The sequence below is a fragment of the Pseudomonas sp. GL_139_B genome (genome assembly GCF_057834475.1).
In genome coordinates this window covers 3,005,574-3,032,069 of the sequence record NZ_CM174403.1, presented here as the reverse complement: position 1 = coordinate 3,032,069, position 26,496 = coordinate 3,005,574, and the positions used below count along the sequence as shown (strand labels likewise).

Annotated in this window: 22 protein-coding genes; 12 read left to right on the top strand and 10 right to left on the bottom strand. The window is 57.7% G+C overall.

Annotation, left to right across the window (positions count from 1 at the left end; translation table 11 throughout):
• Positions 1–104: 104 nt before the first annotated feature.
• Complete coding sequence (locus tag AC3ISI_RS13835) at positions 105–1,010, bottom strand: amino acid ABC transporter substrate-binding protein (RefSeq protein WP_489337470.1); 906 nt, start codon at positions 1,008–1,010, stop codon at positions 105–107.
• A gap of 47 nt (positions 1,011–1,057) precedes the next feature.
• On the bottom strand, positions 1,058–2,398 hold the full coding sequence (gene potE, locus AC3ISI_RS13830; RefSeq protein ID WP_489337469.1) for a putrescine-ornithine antiporter: 1,341 nt from the start codon (positions 2,396–2,398) through the stop codon (positions 1,058–1,060).
• Between the two features lie 94 nt (positions 2,399–2,492).
• On the opposite strand from potE, the gene AC3ISI_RS13825 reads away from it, so the two are divergent.
• The gene (locus AC3ISI_RS13825; RefSeq protein ID WP_489337468.1) at positions 2,493–2,834 is read left to right on the top strand and encodes a potassium channel family protein; all 342 of its coding nucleotides are present in this window, start codon (positions 2,493–2,495) and stop codon (positions 2,832–2,834) included.
• Between the two features lie 22 nt (positions 2,835–2,856).
• Here the strand turns inward: AC3ISI_RS13825 and ppk2 are convergent, their stop codons facing one another.
• The 7 genes from ppk2 to ahr all read right to left on the bottom strand — a co-directional run bounded on the left by ppk2 (position 2,857) and on the right by ahr (position 9,402).
• A complete protein-coding gene (ppk2, locus tag AC3ISI_RS13820; RefSeq protein WP_489337467.1) occupies positions 2,857–3,675 on the bottom strand; it encodes a polyphosphate kinase 2 in 819 nt (272 codons plus the stop codon).
• A 154-nt stretch (positions 3,676–3,829) separates the two neighbouring features.
• The gene (locus AC3ISI_RS13815) at positions 3,830–5,545 is read right to left on the bottom strand and encodes a SulP family inorganic anion transporter (RefSeq protein WP_489337466.1); all 1,716 of its coding nucleotides are present in this window, start codon (positions 5,543–5,545) and stop codon (positions 3,830–3,832) included.
• A 158-nt stretch (positions 5,546–5,703) separates the two neighbouring features.
• On the bottom strand, positions 5,704–6,663 hold the full coding sequence (locus tag AC3ISI_RS13810; protein ID WP_489337465.1) for an HlyD family secretion protein: 960 nt from the start codon (positions 6,661–6,663) through the stop codon (positions 5,704–5,706).
• Between the two features lie 3 nt (positions 6,664–6,666).
• Positions 6,667–7,038 carry a DUF3302 domain-containing protein gene (locus AC3ISI_RS13805; protein ID WP_489337464.1) on the bottom strand — a complete coding sequence of 124 codons (372 nt, stop codon included), beginning with the start codon at positions 7,036–7,038 and terminating at the stop codon, positions 6,667–6,669.
• Between the two features lie 287 nt (positions 7,039–7,325).
• On the bottom strand, positions 7,326–7,634 hold the full coding sequence (locus AC3ISI_RS13800; protein ID WP_489337462.1) for a hypothetical protein: 309 nt from the start codon (positions 7,632–7,634) through the stop codon (positions 7,326–7,328).
• A gap of 93 nt (positions 7,635–7,727) precedes the next feature.
• Positions 7,728–8,336 carry a trimeric intracellular cation channel family protein gene (locus AC3ISI_RS13795; protein ID WP_489337460.1) on the bottom strand — a complete coding sequence of 203 codons (609 nt, stop codon included), beginning with the start codon at positions 8,334–8,336 and terminating at the stop codon, positions 7,728–7,730.
• Positions 8,337–8,370: 34 nt separating this feature from the next.
• Positions 8,371–9,402, bottom strand: a complete 1,032-nt coding sequence (gene ahr, locus AC3ISI_RS13790; RefSeq protein WP_489337459.1) for an NADPH-dependent aldehyde reductase Ahr — start codon at positions 9,400–9,402, stop codon at positions 8,371–8,373.
• 414 nt (positions 9,403–9,816) lie between these two features.
• Between ahr and AC3ISI_RS13785 the strand changes: the two genes are divergently transcribed.
• The 7 genes from AC3ISI_RS13785 to otnI all read left to right on the top strand — a co-directional run bounded on the left by AC3ISI_RS13785 (position 9,817) and on the right by otnI (position 17,059).
• Complete coding sequence (locus AC3ISI_RS13785) at positions 9,817–11,388, top strand: diguanylate cyclase domain-containing protein (protein ID WP_489337712.1); 1,572 nt, start codon at positions 9,817–9,819, stop codon at positions 11,386–11,388.
• A gap of 221 nt (positions 11,389–11,609) precedes the next feature.
• Complete coding sequence (locus AC3ISI_RS13780) at positions 11,610–11,771, top strand: hypothetical protein (protein ID WP_489337458.1); 162 nt, start codon at positions 11,610–11,612, stop codon at positions 11,769–11,771.
• A complete protein-coding gene (ltnD, locus tag AC3ISI_RS13775; RefSeq protein WP_489337457.1) occupies positions 11,764–12,669 on the top strand; it encodes an L-threonate dehydrogenase in 906 nt (301 codons plus the stop codon). Before AC3ISI_RS13780 ends, ltnD begins: the two co-directional genes overlap by 8 nt.
• Positions 12,670–12,679: 10 nt before the next feature.
• The gene (otnK, locus tag AC3ISI_RS13770) at positions 12,680–13,972 is read left to right on the top strand and encodes a 3-oxo-tetronate kinase (protein ID WP_489337456.1); all 1,293 of its coding nucleotides are present in this window, start codon (positions 12,680–12,682) and stop codon (positions 13,970–13,972) included.
• Positions 13,969–14,607 carry a 3-oxo-tetronate 4-phosphate decarboxylase gene (otnC, locus tag AC3ISI_RS13765; protein ID WP_489337455.1) on the top strand — a complete coding sequence of 213 codons (639 nt, stop codon included), beginning with the start codon at positions 13,969–13,971 and terminating at the stop codon, positions 14,605–14,607. Before otnK ends, otnC begins: the two co-directional genes overlap by 4 nt.
• A 187-nt stretch (positions 14,608–14,794) precedes the next feature.
• Positions 14,795–16,255, top strand: coding sequence for a GntT/GntP/DsdX family permease (locus AC3ISI_RS13760; protein ID WP_489337454.1), 1,461 nt, complete (start codon positions 14,795–14,797; stop codon positions 16,253–16,255).
• Positions 16,256–16,276: 21 nt separating this feature from the next.
• Positions 16,277–17,059, top strand: a complete 783-nt coding sequence (gene otnI, locus AC3ISI_RS13755; RefSeq protein ID WP_489337453.1) for a 2-oxo-tetronate isomerase — start codon at positions 16,277–16,279, stop codon at positions 17,057–17,059.
• An 82-nt stretch (positions 17,060–17,141) separates the two neighbouring features.
• Here otnI and AC3ISI_RS13750 read toward each other — a convergent pair whose 3' ends face one another.
• Positions 17,142–17,963: a DeoR/GlpR family DNA-binding transcription regulator gene (locus AC3ISI_RS13750; RefSeq protein WP_489337452.1), complete on the bottom strand. Its 822-nt coding sequence runs from the start codon at positions 17,961–17,963 to the stop codon at positions 17,142–17,144.
• 296 nt (positions 17,964–18,259) lie between these two features.
• On the opposite strand from AC3ISI_RS13750, the gene AC3ISI_RS13745 reads away from it, so the two are divergent.
• The 4 genes from AC3ISI_RS13745 (at position 18,260) to AC3ISI_RS13730 (ending at position 26,470) form a co-directional block, all read left to right on the top strand.
• Entirely contained in the window at positions 18,260–21,031 is a 2,772-nt protein-coding gene (locus AC3ISI_RS13745) for a hybrid sensor histidine kinase/response regulator (RefSeq protein ID WP_489337451.1), read from the top strand.
• A gap of 241 nt (positions 21,032–21,272) precedes the next feature.
• Entirely contained in the window at positions 21,273–22,919 is a 1,647-nt protein-coding gene (locus AC3ISI_RS13740) for an ABC transporter transmembrane domain-containing protein (protein WP_489337450.1), read from the top strand.
• The gene (locus tag AC3ISI_RS13735; protein ID WP_489337449.1) at positions 22,909–25,131 is read left to right on the top strand and encodes an ATP-binding cassette domain-containing protein; all 2,223 of its coding nucleotides are present in this window, start codon (positions 22,909–22,911) and stop codon (positions 25,129–25,131) included. The genes AC3ISI_RS13740 and AC3ISI_RS13735 overlap by 11 nt, the downstream gene beginning before the upstream one ends.
• A complete protein-coding gene (locus AC3ISI_RS13730) occupies positions 25,124–26,470 on the top strand; it encodes an HlyD family type I secretion periplasmic adaptor subunit (protein ID WP_489337448.1) in 1,347 nt (448 codons plus the stop codon). The genes AC3ISI_RS13735 and AC3ISI_RS13730 overlap by 8 nt, the downstream gene beginning before the upstream one ends.
• Positions 26,471–26,496: the final 26 nt, after the last annotated feature.

Genomic DNA, 26,496 nt, shown 5'->3' with positions numbered 1-26,496 from the left:
CTCAGGCAAAAAAAAACAGGAGCCCGGCTTGCCGCGCTCCTGTTTTTTTGCAGGCCTTTTCGCCAGATATATTCTTGGGCCGACACCGTATGACTTTACCGGCACTAGGGCAGCGCGTAGATCTTGAACAGCTTTCTGGTCGTTTCGCTGGCGCCGTCCAGGTACTGATCGTACGCCTCTTCAATCTCGCCGGATCGGTACATTTCACTCAGCGTGGTATCGACCAGCAGGCGGAAATCTTCATCGTCACGCGGCACCGCCATGGCCGTCGGGGCGTACTCGAAAATTCGCTCCAGCAGGACCAGATTTCCTCGGGGGTAATGACTGTCGAGGAGGTTCCTGAGCATCATCCGTTCGCTGAACATGGCATCGGCTTTACCTTCGGCGACCATTTCCAGGCCGGCGGCGGTGGTGTCGACCGTGATCAGTGTGGCGACCACGCTGAGCAAGCGCATCTGCTGACGGATCCACGCCTCGGTGACGCCACCCTTCGTGGTGACATAAGTCAGGTTGCTCAGCCCATGGTTGACGGTTGCACGCCAGGTCGGTCCGGTATGGGCGACTTTGCCGTTGAGCACATCCAGCAGCGGGGCTGGGGCGTCTTGGTGTACCACCACCGAAAGACCGGCCGTATAAATCGGCACCGAGTAGCTCACTGACTTGCGTCGCTCAAGTGTCGGCGGTGTCGGCGTGCAGAGAATGTCGACCTTGCCCGAGCTGACGGCACTGATCTCATCGACGACGGTGACGGGTTGGTAGCGCACCTGCAATTGGGGCAATCCCAACTCTGCCTTGACCTTGTCGCCGATTTTTTCGCATAAACCGATGGCATACCCCTGAACCTTGTCACCTTCCTTGAAGCTGAAAGGGGCGAAGTCCGGCAGGTAGCCGAGGGTGAGCGTATTGTTCGAACGCACGCGTTCAAGGGTGCTGGCAGCGGCCAGTACCGGCACCATCAGCAGCAGCCAGGCAAACACTCGTGCGGTGGTTTTGGTTCGTTGTACGTTCATGTCCCGATCCCCGTGTGCAGATGTCAGTGCTGTCAACAAAACCAGGCCTAAGGGGTGTCGACCCTGGCTTGATTGGTTGCAGACACCGTGGCAAAGCGCTTGGCGAGCAGGCCATAGAGCGGATATCCGAAGACCAGGACAAGGGCGCCGCCGAACACGGCGTCCTTGCCGCAGGCCTGTAGGGCGTACAACGAATAAGCGACCGCGATCAGCAACGCCGGCGTATTACGCAGGTAGACCTTCGGCGACACAGAGGCCTTGTACATCATGACCAGTAGCCCGGTCAGTGCCGTCACGTAGGGGATCAGGTTGGTCACGGCGGCAAGATTGACCAGTTTGCCAAACTGGGCGCTGGCATTGGGTGAAATGGTCGACAAGGCCATCAGTGTCTGCAACACACCACAGGCGAGCATGCCCATAAGGGGGGCATTGCGTGAGTTGACCTTGCTGAACAGTTTCGGAAACATCCCTTGGTCGGCCGTCATCTTCGCCGTTTGTGCCAACGTGAATTGCCACCCCAACAGGGAGCCAACACACGCAATCACTGCCAGCGCCATGATGATATTGCCAACCAGGGGATTGAACATTTGCGCGTAAACAAGCGCGAAGGGCGCCGAAGAATTGGCCAATTCAGCATTGGGGATGATGCCCTGGATAACGGTCGTCGACAGTATGTAGACCACGGCGGCGCCGAGGGTACCGAACAGGCAGGCGAGCGGCACGGTGCGCTTGGGGTTTTCCACTGCATCAGAGGCTTGTGCCGCGGACTCCATGCCCAGAAAAGCCCAGAGGGTCAGCGGAATGGCCTTGCTGATCGCTTCGGAATTACTAAGGTTGTTCGGGTTCCAGGCGGAAACCAGGACATCAGACTTGAACCAGAACCAGCCGATAATGCTCAGGCCCGCCACCGGGATGATCACCCCCCAGACGGTGATTGCCCCAATCTTGCCGGTGATGCCGGGGCCACCGAAGTTGGCCACGGTGGTTAACCACAACAGGCCCACCGTACCGATAAACAGAGGAATTGCGCCACTGCCCAGCCAGGGCAGGAACGAGGTCATGTAACCCACGGCGGAGATGGCGACGGCGACGTTGGCGATGGCCAGCGAGAGAAAGTACAGATACGAACAGAGGAAGAATCCTGATTTGCCATGCGCCTCTTCGGTGTAGGCGGACAGCCCGCCCGAGCGCTGACAGTAGATACCGCACTGGGAAAAGCAGTAAGCGATCGCCATGGAGCCGATGGCCGTGACCATCCATGACAGCAATGAAATGGCCCCCAGTTGAGCCATGCTCGTGGGCAGCATGATGATGCCTGAACCCATCATGTTGACCATCACCAGAGTGGTGAGCCCCACGAGGCTCATTTTTTTGCTTGAGTCGGCCATCGAAATCTCCTTTTTCCACACTTGTGCCAAGCTGTCAGGGGTCGTTACCCACACAATCAACTGTCGCCAACGTAAACCTCAGGAAACTCACGACATGAAACGTTCCTTTGCAAAGCACGTCCGTAGGGAGTTTTACAAAACAGTGTGGTTTTACTTCCTTGTAGTCTGGCCGATTTTCTCCATCCTGCTGTTTACGATTGTGTTGTTCGGTCTCATCATCGCCCACCTGGAAGGGTGGGGGCCGTTTGACGGTATCTACTTCGGGTTCGTGACCGGATTGACCATCGGTTACGGCGACCTGGTGCCGAAAACAGCCCTCTCACGTATCCTGTCAATCGCGCTCGGTTTCAACGGTGTGCTGATGACAGCGATCTTTGCAGCCATCAGTATCCGCGCCATCGAAGAAACCGCGAAAGCGGCCCACTCCGAGGAATAAGCCGTCGCATCGTGCTGAACCCTCAGTAGGGTTCAGCGATGTATTTGAATGGGTAGTTGGCGGCCTTGTAGCCACCGATTTTGCGTTTGGGCAGAACGACTTTTTCTTGCTTGATTTTTTTGTACGGAATGTTCTCCAGCAAGTGAGTCAGCACGTTCAGCCGTACGGATTTCTTGTCTTCAGAGCGAGCAACATTCCAGGGTGCCCATTCGCTGTCGGTGGCTTCGAACATCTCGTCACGGGCGCGTGTGTAGTCGTCCCAGCGGTTGTAGGATTTGATGTCCATCGGCGACAGTTTCCAGATCTTGCGTCCGTCGGTGATGCGTTCCTTGAGCCGGCGGGACTGCTCTTCCGGGCTGACTTCCAGCCAGTACTTGAACAGCAGCACGCCAGAGTCGACCAGAATACGTTCGAACAACGGCGTCAGCGCCAAAAAGCTGTCCACCTGTTTCTCATCGCAAAAGCCCATGACCCGCTCGACGCCCGCGCGGTTGTACCAGCTGCGGTCGAAGATCACGACCTCGCCAGCCGCCGGAAAGTGCGGCATGTAGCGCTGCAGGTACATCTGGCTTTTTTCTCGCTCGGACGGTGCCGGCAAGGCCACCACACGAAACACCCGCGGGCTGACGCGCTCGGTCAGCGCCTTGATGGTGCCGCCCTTGCCAGCGCCGTCGCGGCCTTCGAAAACCACCACCACCTTGGCTCCCGTGGCAACCACCCACTGCTGTAATTTGACCAGCTCGACATGCAGGGTCTTCAGCTGGGCTTCGTAGTCTTTGCGGCTAAGCCCGTCGGCTTTTTTTTCCGCGGAGTCGGCTATTTCACGATCATGTTTTTTCATCGTAATACTTCAACCTCAGGGTGGCTTTGAATACGGTGCGTACCGGCGGGCAATTACCGCTACGGCTTGCGAGTAAAGGGTAGTTCAATTTCCCAAGGGCAAGATGACGCACGTCACCCGCCGGCTGGGCCGCGTGGAAAAATCTCTGCTGATATCAGTGCTGCCTCTGATAGTGCGCAACGGCCTGCTCCAGATTGAGGAACATTCGTGTGTTGCCTAATGCCTGACCCAACGGAGCGTGGGTGACCATCGTGGAAACGCTTGGGCTCATGCCCACCAGCCACAATGAGATGTCCTTTTCTCGCAAACGCTGTTCCGCCGCGGTGAGCATTTTCAACGCGGTGTATTCCAGATCGAAAACACTGCGCAGATCGAGAATCACAACGCCGGGGTTTGCCTCCATGATCAACTGCCGTATTTTCGAACCGAGACGTTCGGCGTTGGCGAAGAAAATGCGACCTTCAGGCCGTAGTAACAACAACCCCTCAAAGTGTTCATCGTCGTCAGTATCGGTAGAAGGCGGGCGATAGATATTAGTGCCGGGTTTGCGCCCCAGTGTGTGCACGGGCGGGTCCGAGAGCTGATAGGCCAGTGCCAGCAACGAAACGATTATCGCCACGACGATACCCTGCAGTGTGCCGAGCAACATGACCCCGACCATGGCCACAATCGCCCAGATAAACTCTGTGCGGCGCACCGAAAGAATCTCGCGAAATTCCGAAGGCTGGATCAGGCCTATTGAATACACAATCACCACGGCGGCGAGCGTGGCATTGGGCATCAAACCAATGAACGGTGCGATCAGCAGGCACGTTCCCAGTGCCAGCCCGGCAGTGATCAATCCCGCCAGTTGAGACTGCGCACCCGCCAGGCGGTTGACGGCGGTTTGAGTGGTCCCACCCCCGGCGGCCATCGCCCCAAGAAATGCACCGCCGATGTTGGCAACGCCTGTCGCCACCAGCTCACGGTTGGGTTGCAGTACCGGCTCATCACTGCGGGCAAATGCTCGTCCCGCCGCGATGGTTTCGGTAAAGCTCATGAGCGCAATCCCCATGGCTGACGGCCAGAGTTCGGACACGATCGACCAACTGGGCAGCGTCAACGATGGCAACCCGATCGGCACGACACCTACGGCCGATACACCCAATTGCTCCAGATTCAGCACACTCATGCCGACGATACCGAGCGCGACCGCAATCAATGGCGCCGGCAATCGTGGAGTAAAGTGCTTCATGCCGATCAGAATCAGCACCATGAACACACCGACTGCCACGGTCGGCAATGAGACGTGCCCCAGTCCCTGAAAGGTGGCGAGCACGTTGTGCAAAAAGCCGCCTTTTTCGATATGGATGCCCAGCAACTTGGGTAGCTGATCGAGGACGATGACAATTCCGATGCCGGCTTTGAAACCCACCAACACCGGTTCTGAAATGAAATTGGCAACAAAGCCCAGGCGCATTATCCCGGCCACGACCAGTATGGCGCCAACCATAAAGGCCAGCGTGGCGGAGGCAACTATCAGCGTAGCCGTATCGCCGGACGGGCTGATGTGAGCCAGTGCGGAGGCGACCAGGATGGCAAGTGTTGTGGTGGTGCTGACGCTGAGTGGGCGTGAACTGCCGAGCACGGCGTAGATCGCCATCGGCACTAACACCGTATAGAGGCCAACCTGCACCGGCAGGCCTGCAATGGTGGCGTACGCCAGTGCCTTGGGAATGACCACGGCTGCGGCGGTCAGTCCCGCGAGGACATCGCCTTTGAACCAGGTCTGTCGATAGTTAACCATCCACTCCGGTAGCAGGGTTCTCGCGGCCCGCCGGAGAGGTAACCTTGAAAGCCGATCATCCTGATCGCTACGTTGTTGACTCATGGGGTGCTCCAACTCCTAATCCTTTCATGCACAATTCAGCCGAGCACGCGCCACCTGAACGGTGGCGTGTAGTCACTGAAACTATAAATTTAGTCGGTCCGCCGGGGGCAGACAGAAGAGGGGTGACGCCCCCGGTTGAAGAGGGCGTCAGCCGCTTCTTAATGGAATGGAAAGATGTAGTTCATCCAGGCAGCCATGCGCAGCAGAATTTTTCGCATCATGGCGATATGTTCAAAGTGCTGACTGTATATCGCGGCCTGCCCATAAGCGCCACCGGGCATCAGCTTGCTGTATTGGACAAAGTTCGGGTCGGTAATTTCGATAATCACCGGTACCCGGCCAGCCGGCGGAGAGCCGGTGTAGCCGATCAACGTGCCGGAGGGCTGTACTTGTCCCTCTGCGATGACGCCGATGACGCTCGTGACCCGTCCCTCAAACACTTTGCCGGGAATGCCGTCGAAGGCCACTTCCGCTTCATCGCCAACCGTCAAACGCAACTGACTGTTTTGACGCATCCACGCGGCAAAATAATGCCCCTCTTCCGGGATGAAGATCATGCTTGGGCGCAAGGGAAACTTGGTGGCCATCATCCCTGGACGCAAGGAAACATGGGTTACGAAGCCTTTGCTAGGCGCACGAACGACGGTGTTGTCCAGTTCATACTGAGCATTATCCAGTTGTGCCTGCAAATCGTCGGAACGAGCAATGACGACGTCCAGTTCACGTTGGGTGCCGAAGTTACGCTTGATCAACTCAGTGATTCGCGCACGATCAGCTGTGGCCGAAACCAACTGTGCCTTTATCGACCTGATCCGGTACTCGAACGGGGCAGGGTCGATACGAAACAGCACATCGCCTTTTTCGAGCGGCTCGTTACCCTTGACTGGTACGTCGATCACCTGGCCAGTGACCACCGGGATCACCGGCACGGAGACGAAGTAAGAACGTGCAACCTCGGAATACGGATGGTTGTAGTTCATCGTAAAGATCAATGCGCCTACAATCAGAATCCCGCCGAGTACTGCAGTCGGCACCGTCCATTTGTTCAGCGGTATGCGGAAAATTTTGAAGATAGCAACGCAAATGGCTGCATAGGTCAAAATGAGCAGAAGATCCATGGCTTAGATTTCCTCACTGCGATTATCTGACGCTGGTTTGTCCCGTGCAGTGCCGGTAGCCCCTTCCAGCCGTTCCATACGAGTTTGCAAGTCAGCAACCTGCTGCTCGAGATGAGTGATATGTGCTTGCGGTGAGTGAATACCACCAAATCCCCAGCCCCGGTCCTCCCGGTACGCCATCGCCCAGATCCACAGAAATGGCCAAAGCGCATGCAGGGTGAACAAACTGACCCAACCGGTTGCATGGATAGCGTCCTGGTGCGGGTGATTGCGGTGGACGGCAATTTCATAAGGAATGTCGTGTAGCGCGATGATCCCGTAGAACAGGACCAGTCCGACGAAGAACAACAGGCCTAACGCGAAGTAATCAAGCATGACCGCCCCCTCCTGGCACAAGCAATGTACTCGGCTCAGTGTAGTCACGGATTTGATGAAAAATCAGTTCAAAACAACGCATAACCACTCCGGCAATTCATTTATCAGCCAACGCAGGCTTACCCTGCCGCCTAGCCTGTGACAGCGCCTGCGGGCGAGCGAGAGGATCCCCCTAATTGCAGCTGTGATCTAGGTCGTTTTACGCCAACCAGGGTTTTGTGGGGAGACTTTAGGGGAGGGCGAACAGATTCGTTCGCCGAAAGAACCGCACCAACGGCATCCGTCATTCAATCTCTGCGCTTATCAAGGCACTGACGGCGCAGGGTAGTGCTATTGATATCCCTGCAATCGACCGCGTGATCATCATCATAGTCTTTGGCCTTGTCCTTGGCCTTGTCGCCGCAATTTCCATTTCCATTGCAATTGCCTTTGCCGCTGTTGCCATTGCCATTGCCTTTTTGATTGTTGTTATATTTCACACAGTTTTTGGCGGCATTTGCACTGCCCGCGTTTTCGCAATTTGCAGCGGCAAAGGACAGCGATGGCAAAGCCAGGGAGAACAGAAAAGTGCACACAAGGGGCGTAATGATTCGCATAACCAAGCTCCAGAGTAGATTGTTTTTACCCGCAACGATTGCCTTGCCACTCTGTCTGACTATAGCAGGCGCCCGGATAGGGAAAGTCCAACCTTAACCCTGCCTGGTGGAGAGAGTCGCCGGCATTTGCAACTCTTTGTAAATGGCGAGAAACCTCAAGCCTGAGGTGAATATCAAGGCAATCCAACCGGCGATCTGGATTGACGGAAATACATCGCGCAATAGGACATAGAGGGTGCACCCCAGCAGGATCGGTGTGGCGTAGATCTCCCGTGACATCAACAACGAAACTCGCCCGGCCAGTACATCGCGCGCGATACCGCCACCGATACTGGTCAGCACGCCCATCATCACGGCAAAAGGTGCAGCGAGATGCAACCCCAACACTTTCTCGGTAGCGACTAATCCGAACAGTGCGGCCGCAAAACCATCGAGGTACAGCAGCAGTTGATAGCGTTGCTGGAATCGCTTGGTGAGAAAAAATGCCAGTACTCCTGCAATCAAGGCGACCCAGATGTAGTTGAAGTCGGCAATCCAGAAAATCGGTTGATCGAGCAACAGGTCGCGAATGGTGCCCCCACCAATAGCGGTGATGATGCCAAGTACCACGGCCCCGAACACATCGACCCCCGCCTTCTGGATAGCCAGCACCCCGGTAATGGCAAACACGGCGGTGCCCAACATTTGCTGAAAATAAAGCATCCTTTACTCCGTCATGTGGTTCGGCGCCAGTCGATCATTTACTAGCGTCCAGCACGACGCGGTAACGCGCCTTGCCGCTGCGCAGATGATCGATCGCTTCGTTGACCTGGCTCATGGGAAACAGCTCGACCTGCGGCAGGATCTGATGACGTGCGCAGAACTCCAGCATGGTTGCCGTGTTACTGGGTGAACCCACCGGCGAGCCAGACAGGCTCTTTTGTCTGGGAATCAGGTCGAACACGTGCACCGGAATTGCGCTGGGTACAACGCCGACAAAATGCAGGCGCCCCTTACCGCGCAAGGTGCCGAGCATGGCCGGCCAGTCGAGGTCGGCACTGGCGCTGATCAGAAGAAAATCCAGGGTGCCTGCAATGGCCTTCAGGGCGTTACTGTCGGTGGAGGCGATGACGTTGTGCGCACCAAGGCGCTTGGCTTCATCTTGCTTGTTCAGTGACGAGGTAAAGGCCGTAACTTCACAGCCCCAGGCATTAAGGAAGCGCAGGGCCAGGTGACCCAAGCCACCGATGCCCACCACGCCGACCCGATCAGTTGGCTTGACGCCGAATTCCAGCAGCGGGTTGAACACCGTCGAGCCGGCGCAGAACAAAGGTCCGGCCATGGACGGGTCGAGTCCATCCGGAATCGGTAGCGCCCAGGCCCAGTGCGAACGCAGTCTGTCGGCGAAGCCTCCGTTACTTCCAATGATGGTGGGTTTGGCCGTGTTGCAGAGCTGGTGGGAGCCTTCGATGCAGGAAGAACAGTGCATGCAGCTGCCCTTGAACCAGCCAATACCGACCCGTTGTCCCACGTCGAGACCAAGAACCTGCGGACCCACGCGCACAACACGGCCGACCACCTCGTGACCGGGGATAAACGGGTACTGGCTGATGCCCCATTCGTTATCGATCATCGACTGGTCGGAATGGCAAACGCCGCAATATTCCACGACGACTTCCACTTCTTCACTGCCCAATGGACCGGGATCATAGCTGTAGCGCTCCAATGGTGCGCCGGCCGTCGTTGCGGCCCAACCGGTGAATGTCGAGAGTTCGGTGCTGTCGCTCATGCAATACCTCCAGATCACGAGGCCGCGAGGGAGGCGCGGCGCAGATAAGGAAGTGTAGCGGGGCGAACGGAAACCAGAGTGCCATGTCACGCCGACAGTGGTTAACGGCACGGGGCGGCGCGTTCCGCAAAAGCGCGGCGCGGGCAAAGAAAAGCGTTTACTGACTAGTGGCGATATGCCTTAGAATCATTTTGATGCAGTTGCGCACTAGAAAGAAACGTTGAGTGCGCCGCAGCACAGAGGACATTGTGTGACGTCTGTGACGTCCATAGCCGGTGGGCCACTCGGATGTCAGTCAAACAAGCACCAGACAGGGACGATACGTAATGGGGAACAAGGATCCTAAGGGGTATTACGCCATTTTTGAGCTAGATGGCCAAAGCACCCTCCACGCTCCGCGCATTGGAAATCAGGATGATGAATAAGCGGCGCAGATCCTTATTGGGGTTCGTTGTTTTGGCAGTTGGCCTGGTTGGTTTCTCGGCTGTGCTGTTGTTGAAGTCCGAGACTCAACACAGACAGACGCGATTCTCGGAATACGTGCAGAACATTTCCGGCATTGTGCGCAATCAACTTGATACCAATGAAGCGGTGTTGGCCGGCTTCACGGCATTTCTTCAGGCCGTTGACCAGAGTGATACGCAAGCTGCCGCTCGTTATGCGACAGCCGTATTATCCGCCTATCCCCACATTTATATGCTTGAGGCGGCGAGGGCGGTCCCTATCGCTGAACAGGCTGCTTTTGAAGAGCTGTTACGCCGAACCTGGCGGCCAGACTTTGAACTCAAGGATTTCCCGAGCCTCGCTCACCAACCTGCCCAACATCAGGCCTATCTCGGCGAGACTTGGCCTGTCTTGTTTATGTATCCGGCACTTCCGGAATCGAGTTCGATCTATGGCGTCAGGCTGGAAACCGTTGCCTATCTCTCCTACGCATTGGCCCGAACCCACAATAATCTGAAGCCCGTCGTCTCACCTGTTTTCCCCATGTATGAGGGTGGTGACGCATACATTTTGATGCAGTCAGTCAGCCGCCCTGAACATGCGCTAGAAAACGCCCGGCCGAACTTTTTCGGTAGCACGATGGTGTCTTTGCTTTTGCTCAAGACGGGCTCATTAATGGAAGCGGTGAAACAGGCGAACGTCGATCCCCTGGTTCACATCAGCGCTGTCCTGAAAACCACTGCCGGATCTGAAAGCGATGTGTTTTCAACACAGACCAAGGAGGCCGGGTTCCTGGATCGCCTGTTCTTTCCACTTCTGGCTGAGCACGTCGAGATCAGCAGTGCTTCACAACCCATGACATTGTCATTTGAGCGTCAGTTGCGTTTTGGAGATGCCCTGACTGCGCAAACAGTGATAATCCTCGTGGTTCTGGCTGGGGCGCTCGTGCTGATGCCGTTGGTATTGATTCGGCATTTCAAGGCCCTGGAAAGGGCAGAGCTCGAACACAAACGCTCGGCTTATCTTGCCACCCATGACGTGCTCACCCAATTGCCTAATCGCTATCTCTTCGCTGATCGTTTTGAACAGGCCTTCTCTAATTGGAATGCGAACGGGATTGCGTTTGCCGTGCTGTTGATCGACCTGGATCACTTCAAGGACATTAACGACAAGCACGGCCACGAGGTCGGCGACCAGGTTCTTCGGGCGGTTGCCAATCGCATGGTTCAGAGCACTCGTCCGTGTGACACCGTCGCTCGCTACGGAGGCGATGAATTTGTGGTTCTGATTGCGAATTTCACCGACACGGAATGTGCTGAAAACAGAGCTGAGGAAATGCTGGAAGCCATTGCGCAACCGGTTGCAACCAGTGCAGGACAGCTAACCCTCTCGTGCAGTATCGGCATTTCGTTGTGCCCCCTGCATGGCCAGAGTCTGGATACCTTGCTCAAGGCTGCGGATCAGGCCATGTATGGCGTCAAGCAACTAGGCCGAAAGGGCGTTGCGTTGACTGAGTTTCTTGCGGTCGCTGGAGAGAGTTAAGCGCAAGGCGATGCCTGGCCTGAAGAAACAGCCAAACCCCGGAGGTCCGCCCTGCCGGGGTTTTTTTGTTCTCCCTGCCGAGGTGAGCGTACGACCCTGCATCACGATCGATGTTAAATAATGTTATTTTTAAAAAAACACTTCACACAATCCGTTCATTGGTGGATTATCTACTCGACCCGAATGACAACCTGAAAACAATACAAAACAGGATTGTGACGATGTTCGACAAGGTGCCCACCGTTTTGCCACTCCCCATTCAAGGGGCAGGCATGTCAGTCACAATCAATCCCCGCATCAACCTCTCAAAAACGCGGACATTCACCTGCGCCTTTCTGGCGCGGATGCCGCCGCTGCTTTTCTCAGGAGCACCCCATGAATAACAAAAATGTCGGCGTTATCGGTCTTGGCGCTATGGGATTGGGCATTGCCCGCTCGTTATTGCGTAGCGGCTTCAATGTGCACGCCTGTGACGTGCGTGAGGCAGTCACGCAACAGTTCGCCAGCGAGGGAGGTGTTGCATGCAGCTCGCCTGCGCAGATGGCGGCTGAGTGCGACGTGATCATTACGGTGGTGGTCAATGCCGAACAGACTGAAACAGTGTTGTTTGGAGAAGGCGGTGCGGTAGCAGCGTTACGTCCTGAGAGCCTGGTGATTGGCTGTGCCACCGTCGCGCCGACCTATGCTGTGGATCTTGGGCAACGCCTGGCCGACAAAGGTCTGCTGTATCTGGATGCGCCCATCTCCGGTGGAGCCGCCAAAGCGGCAGCCGGCGAGATGACCATGATGACCTCCGGCCCGGCTCCAGCCTATGCCAAAGCAGACGCCATACTGGCGGGCATGGCCGGTAAGGTCTATCGCCTGGGAGACGTTCATGGCTTGGGCTCCAAGGTCAAAATCATTAACCAGTTGCTCGCGGGTGTGCACATTGCCGCCTCTGCTGAAGCCATGGCATTGGGGTTGCGCGAAGGTGTCGATGCTGATGCTTTGTATGAAGTGATCACCCACAGTGCGGGTAATTCATGGATGTTCGAGAACCGTGTACCGCACATTCTCAAGGCTGATTACACGCCATTGTCCGCTGTCGATATTTTCGTCAAGGATCTGGGTCTGGTGCTGGATACCGCCCGGGCCAGCAAATTCCCGTTGCCCTTGTCAGCCACTGCGCACCAGATGTTCATGCAGGCTTCCAGTGCCGGTTTCGGACGCGAAGATGACTCGGCAGTAATCAAGATTTTCCCAGGCATAGAACTACCGACTGCCAAGCCTGAATCTGTTTGAGGATCGCTCCATGACTCTTTCCACTGCGCGCCCTTTGTTGGGCTGCATCGCCGACGACTTCACCGGCGCCACGGATCTCGCCAATATGCTGGTGCGCGGCGGCATGCGTACGGTGCAGAGCATTGGTATTCCCAGCAGCGAAGTGGCCGCTGGGCTCGATGCAGATGCGATCGTTATCGCGCTGAAGTCACGCACCACGCCCACCACAGATGCCGTCGCAGAATCACTGGCCGCGTTGAACTGGTTGCGGGCGCAAGGCTGCGAACAGATTTTCTTCAAGTATTGCTCAACCTTTGACTCGACAGCGGCCGGCAACATCGGCCCGGTCAGCGAGGCGTTGCTCAAGGCATTGGACAGTGATTTCACCCTGGCCTGTCCGGCATTTCCGGAAAACGGGCGGACCATCTTTCGCGGGCACTTGTTTGTGCAGGATCAATTGCTCAACGAGTCAGGTATGCAGCATCACCCCCTGACGCCCATGACCGATGCCAATCTGGTACGGGTTCTGCAATCCCAAACCACTCTGAAAGTCGGATTGTTGCGCTACGACAGCATCGCCCAAGGCGCAGAGCACGTACGGGCAAAGATCGCCGAACTGCGAGCACAAGGTCTCGGCATGGCCATCGCCGATGCGCTGTGCGATCAGGATCTCTACACCCTCGGTACTGCCTGTGCCGATCTGCCCTTGCTGACCGGTGGTTCAGGTTTGGCCTTGGGGCTGCCGGAAAATTTCCGCCGTGCCGGCAAACTGCGGGATTTTGATGCCTCTGCATTGCCTGCTGTGCCAGGTGGCGAAGTGGTACTGGCCGGCAGCGCCTCTGTTGCTACCAATGGGCAGGTTGCGGCGTGGATTGAGGCCGGTCGGCCTGCCTTGCGGATTGATCCAATAGCGTTGGCGGCCGGCGAGCCGGTCGTTGCGCAAGCCTTGGCCTTTGCCAAGGAGAATAAGCAGACCGTGCTGATCTACGCCACCAGTTCGCCGGATGAGGTCAAGGCTGTGCAACAGAAGTTGGGTGTCGAACAAGCAGGCAGTCTGGTGGAACGCGCCTTTGGCGACATTGCAAATGGGCTGCGGCAAAGTGGCGTGCGTCGCTTCGTGGTCGCCGGCGGGGAAACTTCGGGCGCCGTGGTTCAGGCGTTGGGCGTGCAACTGCTGCAAATCGGCGCACAGATCGATCCGGGCGTACCTGCAACCATCAGCAGTACGGACGAGCCTTTGGCGCTGGCACTCAAATCGGGCAACTTCGGTTGCCGGGACTTCTTCGACAAGGCACTCAAACAACTGGCCGGAGGTGCGAAATGAGCGATGAAAATGCCCTGCGCGAAGAAATTTGCGACGTGGGTCTCAGCCTCTATCAGCGCGGTTATACCGTGGGCAGCGCTGGCAACATCAGCGCCCGACTCGATGATGGCTGGCTGATCACGCCCACCGATGTCTGCCTCGGCCGTCTTGACCCGACGGCCATCGCCAAGGTCAACCTGGCGGGGGAGTGGGTCTCTGGCGACAAGCCGTCCAAGACCTTGGCCCTGCATCGTCAGGTCTACGATCGTAATCCGGCGGTCGGTGGCATGGTGCATACCCACTCCACTCATTTGGTGGCGTTGACCCTGGCCGGTGTCTGGCAACCGAATGACATTCTGCCACCGCTGACGCCTTACCAAGTGATGAAGGTCGGGCACATTCCATTGATTGGTTATCAGCGGCCTGGCTCCCCCAAGGTGGCCGAGCAAGTCGCGCAACTCGCCAACAGTGTGCGTGGCGTGATGCTCGAACGTCTCGGGCCGGTGGTCTGGGAAAGCACCGTGTCCAAGGCCAGCTACGCCCTGGAAGAACTCGAAGAAACGGCGCGATTGTGGTTGATGAGCAACCCGCGCCCCGAGCCTTTGGATCAGTCCGCTCTGGACGAGTTACGAGAGGCTTTCGGCGTCCATTGGTAGGGCACTGGATTCATCCGACACACCGTAACGCAGGCTATGCCCGGGAGATGCAGTACGACTCCTGAGGAAACAGGCTTGCCTGAAAAACAATAACAATAGGACTTATCTGCATGACACACACTGACCGCACTTCGCATATTTTCAGTGGTAACCGACTCTCCGTTGTACGACAAGGGGGGCGTCTGGTATGAGCCCGCTCCTTTTGATGGTAACCGCTGGGGTCGGGATCGCGCTCTTGCTGTTCCTGGTGCTCAAGTACAAGTTCCAGCCGTTCGTGGCCTTGATGCTGGTGAGTATTCTGGTGGCATTGGTCGCCGGGGTGAAGCCGGCTGATCTGGTTGCGACCATTGAAGGCGGGATGGGCAAGACCCTCGGTCACATCGCGATCATCATTGCTCTGGGCGCGATGATCGGACGGATCATCGAACTCTCCGGCGGTGCCGAAGCCTTGGCAAAGAGCTTGATCGAGCGATTTGGTAATCGCCGTACGCCGCTGGCGTTGACGGTTGCCGGTTTTATCATCGGTGTGCCGGTGTTCTTCGAGGTCGGCGTGATCATCCTCATGCCGCTGGCCTATGGTGTCGCACGTAGAGCGCGTAAGCCGCTGCTGATGTTTGCCTTGCCGATGTGTGCGGCTTTGCTCACCGTGCATGCCTTCTTGCCACCCCATCCGGGGGCCGTGGCTGCTGCGAGTCAATTGGGTGCCGACCTCGGTCGAGTGCTGATGTTCGGCCTGCCAATCACGGCATTCCTGTGCTACGTCGGCTATCGGGTGGCGGGGCGCATGACGCGTCGTTTTTACCCGATGACCGATGATATCCGTGCTGAAGTCTATGGCCCTCATGTGACCAACGAAGACCTGTTGGCTTGGACGAACGGTAATGGAACCAACACCGAACGAGCCGCTGCTGCAGTGGCTCACATCGGACTGGAGGAATCCACCAGCAGTATTGTTTCCAAGCTGCCACCCGCACCGGCTCCCGGTTTCGCTCTGATCATAAGTTTGATCCTGTTGCCGATCATTCTGATTCTCCTGGGGACGTTATCCACCTCATTATTGCCGCCCGAATCGACTATTCGCGCAGTGATGACCGTGCTCGGTGCACCGCTGGTGGCGCTGTTGCTGGATACTTTGTTGTGTGCCTGGCTACTCGGTACTCGTCGTGGCTGGAGCCGCACTCAAGTATCCGATGTCATCGGTTCGGCGTTGCCCGGCGTGGCCATGGTGATCCTGATTGCCGGTGCCGGCGGCGTGTTCGGCAAAGTGTTGGTGGACACCGGCATAGGTGCAGTGGTTTCTGATCTGTTACGTACCACCGGGTTGCCAGTGCTGGCGCTGGGGTTTTTACTGACCATGTTGCTGCGCGCAGTGCAGGGTTCTACCACCGTCGCCTTGGTCACCACCGCGGGTATCATCAGTCCGCTGATCGCTACGCTTAACCTGACCCCGAATCATATGGCACTGCTCTGCCTTGCAATGGGTGGTGGCGGGTTGGCCATGTCGCACATTAACGATGCCGGTTACTGGATTTTCACCAAACTGGCCGGACTGAACGTTGCTGACGGCTTGCGTACCTGGACAGTGATCACGACCTTGCTCGGAACGCTCGGCTTTTGCATCACGCTGTTGATCTGGCCTTTTGTCTGACCCATTTTTCAAGGAGTTAACATGCCTCGATTTGCTGCCAACCTCAGTATGCTTTACCCGGAACATCAGTTTCTGGATCGCTTCGCGGCGGCGGCAGCCGACGGTTTCGAAGCGGTGGAATATCTGTTCCCCTACGAATACAGCGCGCAGGAGCTCAAGCAGCGACTGAGCGACAACGGCCTGGTACAGGCGCTGTTTAACGCGCCGCCCGGTGACTGGGCGGCGGGGGAGCGGGGCATTGCGACATTACCCGGCCGCGAAGTTGAATTCCGCGGGGGCTTTGACCGCGCGCTGGAATACGCCAACGCACTTGGCAACACACGTATTCATGTGATGGCTGGCTTGTTACCCTCGGAAAACGACCGTCCGCGTCACCATGCCGTGTATCTGGAAAACCTCGCCTACGCTGCGGCCAAGGCAAGTCAGGCGGGCGTCACGGTGTTGCTGGAACCGATCAATACACGAGACATGCCGGGGTTTTTCCTCAACCGTCAGGATCAGGCACAGGCTATCTGCAAGGAAGTCGGCGCCAGCAATCTGAAAGTGCAATTTGACTGTTATCACTGTCAGATCGTGGAAGGGGATTTGGCCACCAAGCTTCGTCGTGACTTTGACGGGATCGGCCACATTCAGATCGCCGGTGTGCCTGATCGTCATGAGCCAAACCTGGGGGAACTGAACTATCCCTACCTGTTTGACCTGATGGATCAGTTGGGCTACGACGGCTGGGTCGGCTGCGAGTACCGCCCCAAGGGTGATACCTCGGCGGGGCTGCAGTGGTTGCGGGACTGGAAGGCGCTCTGACCTTCGATGTTCAATTGCCGCTGCGTTGCCTGGAGGCAATGTCAGCGGGGGAGGCTCCGGGCGGTACCGGAGCCCTTCTTTTTCAGGTCTGTTGCTGATCTGCGGGCAACATCAATTCGACACCGTGTTTGCGAATCCCGTCTGCCGCAGCCGGAGCCAGGGCATCGTCACTGATGATGATGTCGAACTGCTCCAGCCCCGCGATCTTGTACATGCTGAATGTGCCGTACTTCGAGCTACTGGCAATCAGTACCACCTGTGAAGCCGACTGCATCGCCACTTGCTTGACTTCGACCTTCAACGCAGAAGGCGTGGTGATGCCGCGACGTAGATCCCAGGAACTGGTGGAAATGAACGCGATGTCCGTGACGACCTGACGCAAGGTGGCAACGGCGAGTCCGCCGACACAGGAATGATTGGAGTGATCAAGCTGTCCACCCGTGTGGATCACCGTCACCTGCGGCGCGTCCAGCAAGGACTGCACCACGCCAAAATCGTTGGTCACCACGGTCATGCCAGACAGCGCTTTTATGTACGGAACGATCTCCAGCGTGCTAGTCCCGGCATCCAGATAGATCGTCATATCCGGACGCAGTAATCGGACCGCGAGCTTCGCCATGGCTTGCTTTTGCGGTAACTCGACCACCGCCTTGAGTTGATGGCTCGGTTCGCTGTGCAGTTGGCTGGCAATACGTACCCCACCGGTCACCGAATAGGCGCGTCCTTCCTGCTCAAGCAGGGCGATATCGCGCCGTACCGTCATGTGCGAGCAGTCGAACATCTCCATCAACTGGTGAACGCTCAGCACTTGGTGTTTGCGCAATTGTCGCAAAATAAGCTCTCGGCGCTGGTCAGGAATCACCGGTGCGGCGCTGACGGCTGCGATGTCCTTTTGACTAGGCATTAGGTGCTCCAAAGGGGTAAAGCTTCAGGTTTCGTATAACCCACATGGTAGCGAATCTACTGCTTAATCAGTAGTGCCGACGTAAGCGGGGCAGTGTTTCAGTGCGCTACAAGGACGGGTTCAGAAGTTTTCAGCGTTTTTCAGCGTCCAGTGGGCAGTGGCTCTGCAAATTTCAGAGCAGGCCTGTCGATGGTGTGTATTACTGCGGTCTCTTGGCAGAGACTATGGGCATAGCCCTATTCCCTGTCTTGCTTATAAGGTAATGCCCGCGTGGTAGCGTCAGGAAAACTATAAAAGTGAAAGCTGCCAACCGTCCGAAAATTATCCATTGTTTGATGGTCGCGAAAGTTGCAACGTTCGCAGGTCTGCTTTATTCCTTCATCGACATCAAACAAGCAGCGCACGATGCGCATGAGATCAGCGAGCGGCGCTACCAGTCTTATTTACTTGCCGATGAACTGCGTCGCAGTTCCGATGATTTGACGCGCCTGGCACGTACGTACGTGGTGACGGCGAATCCGGAGTATGAACGCGAGTACCTGAAGGTCATTGATATTCGCAAGGGCAAAGCCCCGCGTCCGAAAGACTATCACCGTATTTACTGGGATTTTGTTGCAGGGGGCAATGCGCAACCTCGTCCCGATGGGGAACCGGCAGCGTTGCAAACGCTGATGAAGCAAGTGGGGTTTTCGGATGAGGAGTTTGACAAGCTAAGAGAGGCGAAGGCCAATTCCGACAATCTGACCGAACTCGAAGTCGAAGCGATGAACGCGGTCAAGGGCCGGTATGCTGATGCCCAAGGCAACTACACGGTAAATGCCGAACCCGATCCCGTCCTGGCCCGCACACTGCTGCACAGCCCGCAATACCATGCCTACAAGGCACGAGTCATGGCGCCGGTGGATGATTTTTATGAGTTAATGGATGCTCGCACCGCGCAGGAAGTGAACCTGGCGAACAACAAGCTCAATGTTGCGCAGAATTTGTTCGTGGCCATTTTGCTGATGCTGATTGGTGAGTTTGGCTTGCTGATTTACTTTGGTCGCAGGCAGATCCTGGAGCTGTTGGGCGGCGCTCCCGCCGAGCTCACTCGTGTATTGAATGAGCTGGCTACCGGCAATCTGGAGGTGTCGATTCGCGATGCGCCTCACAGTAGCGCCCTGGGCCGTGTACGGGTGATGGCCGATAAATTGAGGACGCTGATCGATACGACGACCAAGGCCAGTGAACAGTTGCGTTGTCTTTTCATTGAAATCCAGGAAAAGAATCGCCAACTGCAAATCGCCGGTCAACACAAAAGCGACTTTGTGGCCAACATAAGCCATGAGATTCGCACACCGATGAACGTGATCATCGGCATGAGCTACCTGGCGCTGAAGACCGAATTGAACCCGCGCCAGCGAGACTACATCGACAAGATCCAGCAGTCCGGCAAGCATTTGCTGGGCATCATCAACGACGTGCTCGACTTTTCCAAGATCGAATCCGGCATGCTGAATGTCGAACAGACCGAGTTCACCCTTGAAAAGTTGCTCGACAACGTTGTGAACCTGGTCGGTACGCGGGCCGGGCAGCGCAACCTGGAATTGATCCTCGATGTGGGCGGCGACGTCCCGACCACGTTGATGGGCGACCCGCTGCGTTTGGGGCAAGTGCTGATCAATTTCGTCAGCAACGCGGTCAAGTTCACCGAACAGGGCCAGATCACCATCGTGGTTCGTCTGCAGGAGTGCCGCGAGTCCGAGGCGCGGCTGTATTTTCCGGTCAAGGACACCGGCATCGGCGTGTCCGAAGAGCAAATGGGGCGTCTGTTCCAAAGCTTCCAGCAAGCGGACACCTCGACGACCCGCCAATACGGCGGCACCGGCCTGGGCCTGGCGATTGCCAAGAAACTGGCCGAACTGATGGGCGGCACGGTCGGCGTGGACAGCGTCTTCGGTCAGGGCTCGACCTTTTGGTTTACCGCTCGGGTTGGTATCGCGTCAACTGCGCACCAAAAACTGCAATGCCCAACCCCGAACAGCAACCGGAGGCTGGAGACGATTGTCGGTGCGCGGTTACTGTTGGTTGAAGACAACGCGTTGAACCAGCAGTTGGCGAGCGAACTGCTGCGTGATGCCGGTTTACTGGTCGATATCGCTGGCAATGGGCAAATTGCCGTCAACCGGGTCCAAACGGGCGACTACGACTTGGTGCTGATGGACATGCAGATGCCCGTCCTCGATGGCGTGAGCGCGACGCGGGCCATTCGTGCCTTGCCCGGCAAGCGTGATCTGCCCATCGTTGCCATGACCGCCAACGCCATGCTGCCCGATCGCGAACGCTGCATGGAGGCGGGCATGGTGGATATTGTCGTCAAACCGATCGACCCAGACGCACTGTTCCATGCGCTGCTGCGCTGGATCGAGCCAACCGGCGTAGCGCCAGAGGCTGTTGGCATCCAAACTAACGCTATCACGCCCGATGCCGACTTGGATTTCAGTGGCGTGGACGTGACTGCCGGGCTACGCCGGGTGCTGGGCAAGCACAACCTGTATCTGGACTTGTTGCGCAGCTACCTGGCCGGCCAGAGCCCCTTGTTGTCGCAGCTGCGCGCGGCGCTGGCGGTGGGCGAGTTAGAGAAGGCCGAGCTGTTGGCCCATAGCTGCAAGGGGGTGTCAGCGACCATCGGTGCCGACACCGTCGCGCAGGCGGCAGATGCATTGGAGCAGGCGTTGCGTGCAAAGAGACCTCACGATGAGTTGCAGGTCTGCCTGGAAGACTTGACCGAGCCTTTGGAGGCCCTGCTGGGGCAATTACGCGAGAAGTTGCCCGGTGTGGTCGAGGCAGACCCCATCGCGGTCGACGCCGTCGAGTTGCAGCAGATTTGCCGACATCTGGATGAGCTGCTGAATGACTTTGATGCGCAGGCCGTGCCCTATTTCGCTACACAGGCGGGCGTACTGCGCGGTGCGTTTGCGAACAGGTTCCAGCCACTGGAGGGTGCTGTGAAACGTTACGAGTTCGAGCGAGCACAGGTCTTTCTGAGCGTGGCCCTGCAGGCTTATGGAACAGAAGCCATGAGCTGATAGAAACATGAGGCCATACGCACTTCATAACGTCAAAAGCGCGTGGTTCAGAAGTTTTCAGCGTTTTTCAGCGCCCGGCTGATACGGTTCAGCCCATTTCAGAGCAACTGTGTGGGGGGCGTGCGTTACTGCACGCACCAAGCAGAAGCGACGGGCCGCCCTCTTTTCCCCGTCGTCCTCGCGCGGCAAAGCGATCACCCCCGACTGCTTTACCGACACACCCCGTCACGAGAAAGTCCCGTTGAACAGCTCAACCCCAAAACCCGCCGTGGTGGCCGACGATAGCCCTTGCTCTCATCGACTGGACGTAGCAGCAGTCTCATTGGTGATTCATCTGCTGGCCCTGGCCTTGCCGCTGGCGTTGCTGCAGATTTATGACCGCATTCTGCCAAGCCAATCCTACGGCACGGCGGTGTTCCTGGTGCTCGGTGTCAGTATTGCCATCCTCCTCGAAGCCATCCTGCGTTACGGCCGCACTGCGCTGTTTGCGCATATTGCCGCGCAATACGAAAGCGAAACAACCACGCGTATTTTCGACCGGCTGCTGAAGGCTGATATCAATGTCGTTGAGGGTATGGGCACCGCCAGCGTGATCGACGGTATACGTTCGGTGGCGCAGGTGCGCGACCAGTGGTCCGGCAATGCCACGGTGGCGCTGTACGAAGTGCCGTTCATCGCCGTTTATATCGGCCTGGTGGCTTACATCGGTGGCTGGCTGGCATTCATTCCGCTGGTGTTGTTCGCGGTCGCCCTGGGCATGACGTTGCTGGTCAAGGCAGCCACCGAGCTAACCCTGGCCAGCGTCGAGGCAGCCGATAGCCGTCGCCGAAACTTGTTGTGGGCGTCCTTCGCCGGGCTGACCGAGGTCAAATCACGCGGAGCCGAGCCCGGTCTCAGCCGCAACTACGCCGCGATGAATGCACGCTACATGGAAGCGTCGGCGCGCCTGGAAATGCTCGTCGCCTGGGTACGCGAGAACGCTGCACTGTTGGGCCAGTTGTCCACGGTACTCATCGTGATCTTTGGCGCGATCGACGTGATGAATGGCGAACTCAGCACTGGCGGACTTACCGCCTGTACATTGCTCGCCGGTCGCTCCATCGGGCCGGCAATGCTCGGATTAGGTTACCTCGCGCGCAAGGCCCAGGCACGGGAAGCGCTGGCGAAAGTCCATCGCCTGCTTGAACTGCCGGTCGGCGATGCGGTGCTGTATCCGCAGAAGCACGACGAGGCCCGAACATCGCTCAAGGTCACCCAAGGCTGTATTGAACTGCTCAGGGAGAACAACCCCGAGCTAACTATCAACATTGCCTCCGGCGAACTGGTTCATCTGGATGCCTGCGATGCGGCACTCGCGTCAAAACTGCTGGCACTGGTGGCCGGTACCGGGCGGCAGCAGGGGCTGGAAGTGCGCCTGGACGGTCATTCGGTGCGTGAGTATTCAGCCGCCAACCTGCGCCACAGCGTGAGCCTGGTGCCGCGTCATCCTGCTTTGGTGGCAGGGTCCATCCTCAACAACCTGACCCTGTTCGACCCGCGTTACAACGAGCGGGCACGCGATTATGCGGAGGCATTAGGCCTGTTGCCATTTCTCGGTCGTCTGCGCAGTGGCGCGTTAACGGAAATAGGTGCTTTGGGCGCCGAACAGTTCGATGAAGGGTTTTACCAGCGCATTGCGCTGATTCGGGCGCTGGTGCGTGAGCCCAAGATTTTGTTGCTGGATCATGCTGGCAGTGGCCTTGATCTGGACGGACAAAAACGCCTTGCCGCATTACTGCAAAATATGGGTGGTCGCCCCACGGTGCTGGTGGCCAGCAACAAGCCAATCATGATTGGAGCGTGCGATCGCAGCATCCACATTGGCAGGAGTAACCAGCATGCAGAGTGAAAATATCAGCTCCGAGCTGTCGGATAGGGACGACAGACTGCAGGTGTTCTGGAGTGAGCGCGCACGGATGCAGCGTATTGCCACGCTGATCGGCGAGGCGCGTCTCGGTGCCTCGGCGTTCGCTCGCTGCCTGCCCGCATTGCTGGTGACACTGGACTGGTTCGGTGCGCCGCGCAATCTGGTGCCCAGCCTTCCGGCTCAGGGCGCCGGTTTTACCGTAGAAGACCTGCGCACGCTGTTGGTAGACATCGGTTTTCGCTCCGATTACTTGCCCCGCGGCATTCGGGAAAACCTGATGGAAAGCCTGCCGGTTGGCACCCTGGCAATCACCGATGAGCATTGCATGCTCTATCTCGGGCGTCTTGACAATCATGATTGGTGGCACGATGGAGAAAGCCCGGTCGAGGGCTGGCAGCCGTCGACTGGCACCGAGTTTCTGATGATCCAGCGCAAAGCCGGGTTCATCCCCATCGACGCGCCGCAGCCCGACTGGTTTGCGCGGCTGATGGCGAAGGCTCAACGTGAGATGGTCGGAATCGGGCTGATTAGCCTGGTCACTAACCTCCTGGCATTGTCCGTGTCGTTGTTCACCATGACCGTCTACAACTCCGTGATCCCCAGTGGCGCCACTGGCACGCTGACTACATTGGGGTTGGGGGCGATCATGGCCATCATCAGTGGTTGGGGGCTGCGTCTTGGGCGCGCGGCGCTGCTTGCGCGCATGGGCGCATGGGCCGGCGCAAGTATTGGCAGCGCGGCATTTCGCAAAACCCTCGGTTTGCCGTTGGAGTACTCATCACGACTTGGCCTGAACAACAACCTCAACCGCATGCGTTCGCTGGAAGGCGTGCGTCAGTACCTTAGCGGCGCTGGAGGTGTGGCGCTGGTCGACTATCCGTTCGTGTTGGTGTTCATCGTGGTGATCGCGCTGCTGGGCGGCTGGATCGTTTTTGTGCCGATCATCGGACTGTTGTTGTTCTTGCTCGCGGCCTGGTTGGTACAGCCATATGTACAGCGCAAGGCCGTTCACGCAAGCCGCATTGGCAACCGACTGCTGGAGGAGTACTCCAGCGGTATCCAGCGGCTTCGCTCCCTTCAAGGTATCAGTGGCAACCACCACTGGTTGCGGCGCATGCGCGACATGTCCAGCCAGGCAGCAAAGGCCAATCGTGATTTGGCCCTGGCCCAAGCGCTGGTGCAGAGCATCGGCCAGGCGTTGGGCACGTTCACTGTACTTGGCACCATGGCCGCCGGCATCGCTCTGGTCCTGACTCAAGGCATGACGGCTGGCGGGTTGATCGCCACGATGATGCTGGTCTGGCACGTCACCACCCCGGCCCAGCAATTCTTTTCTATCAGCCTGCGCATAAACCAGATCAGAGAATCGCGCTTGCAACTGGAGCGGCTGATGCAGTCCGCTGGCGAGGCACAGCACCCGCAGATGTATTCGCCGATCGAACCGTTGGCGCCTCGTATCGCCGTGGACCATTTGTACTATCGCTATACCGCCGAGCAGGAGCCCGCACTTAACGGCATCAGCTTCGAGTTGCAGCCGGGCCAGCGTGTGGTGGTGGTCGGGCCCAACGGCGCGGGAAAAAGCACTCTATTGCAGTGCCTGTCCGGCGTGCGCATGCCACAAAGTGGCCGCGTTGTGCTCGATGGGCGGGACATCCGCCAGTTCGACCCGGCGGATTACCGCGTCTGGGTCGGTTTTCATGCTCAGACCCTGCAGAACCTCCCATTGTCGGTGCGGGACTTCCTCAAGCTGTCCCATCCGTCTGCCTGCGACGAGCGAGTCGTTGCCTGTTTCGCCCGTGTCGCGGGCGAAACCTGGTGGAGTTTGCTCGGCTGTACGACCGAAGAAGAGGCGCTGAGCCTGCAGCTCGATCCCTGGCGCGAAGACCCCGATGCCCTGCGTATACGCCATGTGGTGGGAATGGTCGAAGCCGTCCTGGACGATCCACCCTTACTGTTGCTGGATGACCCGTTGCGCGATGGCGATCCGGTGCTGGACGGCATGTTCAAGCGCCTGCTCGACAACCTGCGCGGCATCAGCACCGTGGTGATTGCTACGCACCGTGCGGACCTGATCGAAACCGCAGACCAGATCGTGATTCTCGATCAGGGCAAATTGATTCATATCGGGCCAGTCGCCCTTCAGATCCAGAAAGCGGCGGCGCAGGACAGTTTGAAAGGACCGACTCATGCTTAAGATCGACCCACTTCCAAAAATCATTAGCATCACCGGGGCCGACGACCGGGCCAGTGCCAATATTGCCAACCTGCTCAACGATGGCCGCGGTTCGCGGCAATTGCGCCGCATGCTGTTGGCCATTGTCGCCCTCGTGGTGCTGTTCCTGTTCTGGACGCTGATCGCACAGGTTGATGAGCTGGCCAAGGCGCGTGGAGAGGTTCAGCCGGTGTCGCGTATTCAGCTCGTGCAATCGAAGGAGGGCGGCATCCTCACTGAGCTGCTGGTCGAGTCGAACGAGCATGTCAAGGCGGGGCAGGTCATCGCCCGGTTTGCCACCACCGATGTGCAGAAGGATCTCGATCAGGTCGGTGTGCGTCGCTCCGCCCTGCAGATCGATCTCGAGCTGTGGGGAGCGGTCATCGAGTCTCGTCAGCCGAATTTTTCCACTTTCGCCGATCAGCCGGGGCTGGTGGCGGAGGCGATCAAGCGTTTTGCCAACGAACTGGCACTCAACTCCTCGCTCGCCGATTCCAAGCGCACCGTCCTGGAACAGCAAAAGGCGGCCCTGTCCGGCGCTCAGAGCGAAATGCCTACGATGCGCAATCAATTGAGCCTGGCCCTTGGCGTCCAGGCCCGCTACCAGGATGGCTTCGCCAAGGGGGCTATTTCTGCTGTGCGCATGGCTGAGTCGCAAGAGCATGCGGCGGAGGTCGAGCGCAACCTTGCGCAGCTTCAATCGCGTATCACCGAGCTGCAAAAGACCATCGCCGTGGCCCAAGCGGCGCTGCAGCAGGTGCTGGATGAGATCGACCAGAAGGCTGGGGCCAAGCGCAGCGAACTGATCGAGAAGATTCAAGAACTGGATGCCGAGATCGTTGCTCTCAAAGACCGCCAGGAGCGTACCGAAGTGGTGGCGCCAGTGGCCGGCTTTATCAAGCAACTGCCCGATACCCGAGCCGGCGCAGTGATTGCACCTGGCGGCACGGTGGCGGAGTTGGTGCCCAGCGAAGGCGGCGTGGTGATGGAAGTACTGGTCTCGCCACGCGATATCGGGTTCGTACGGATCGGGCAAAACACACTGGTCAAGGTCGATGCCTTCGATTTCAGCCGCTTCGGTTCAGTCCCGGGCAAGGTCAAACGCATCTCCCCATCGGCGTTTCGTCAGGAGCAAACCGGCGCGACTTACTACAAGGTTGATGTCCAGCTCGACAAGGCCTTCGTCGGGAACGACACCAACCGCCAACTGATCCCCGGCATGACAGGTGAGGCGGATATCGTCACTGGCCGCAAGTCGGTGTTCCAGTACTTGGCCAAGCCCGTTTTCCTCGGTGTCGACATGGCATTCCACGAACGCTAGGTGCAGGTGCAGGTGCAAAGGTAATC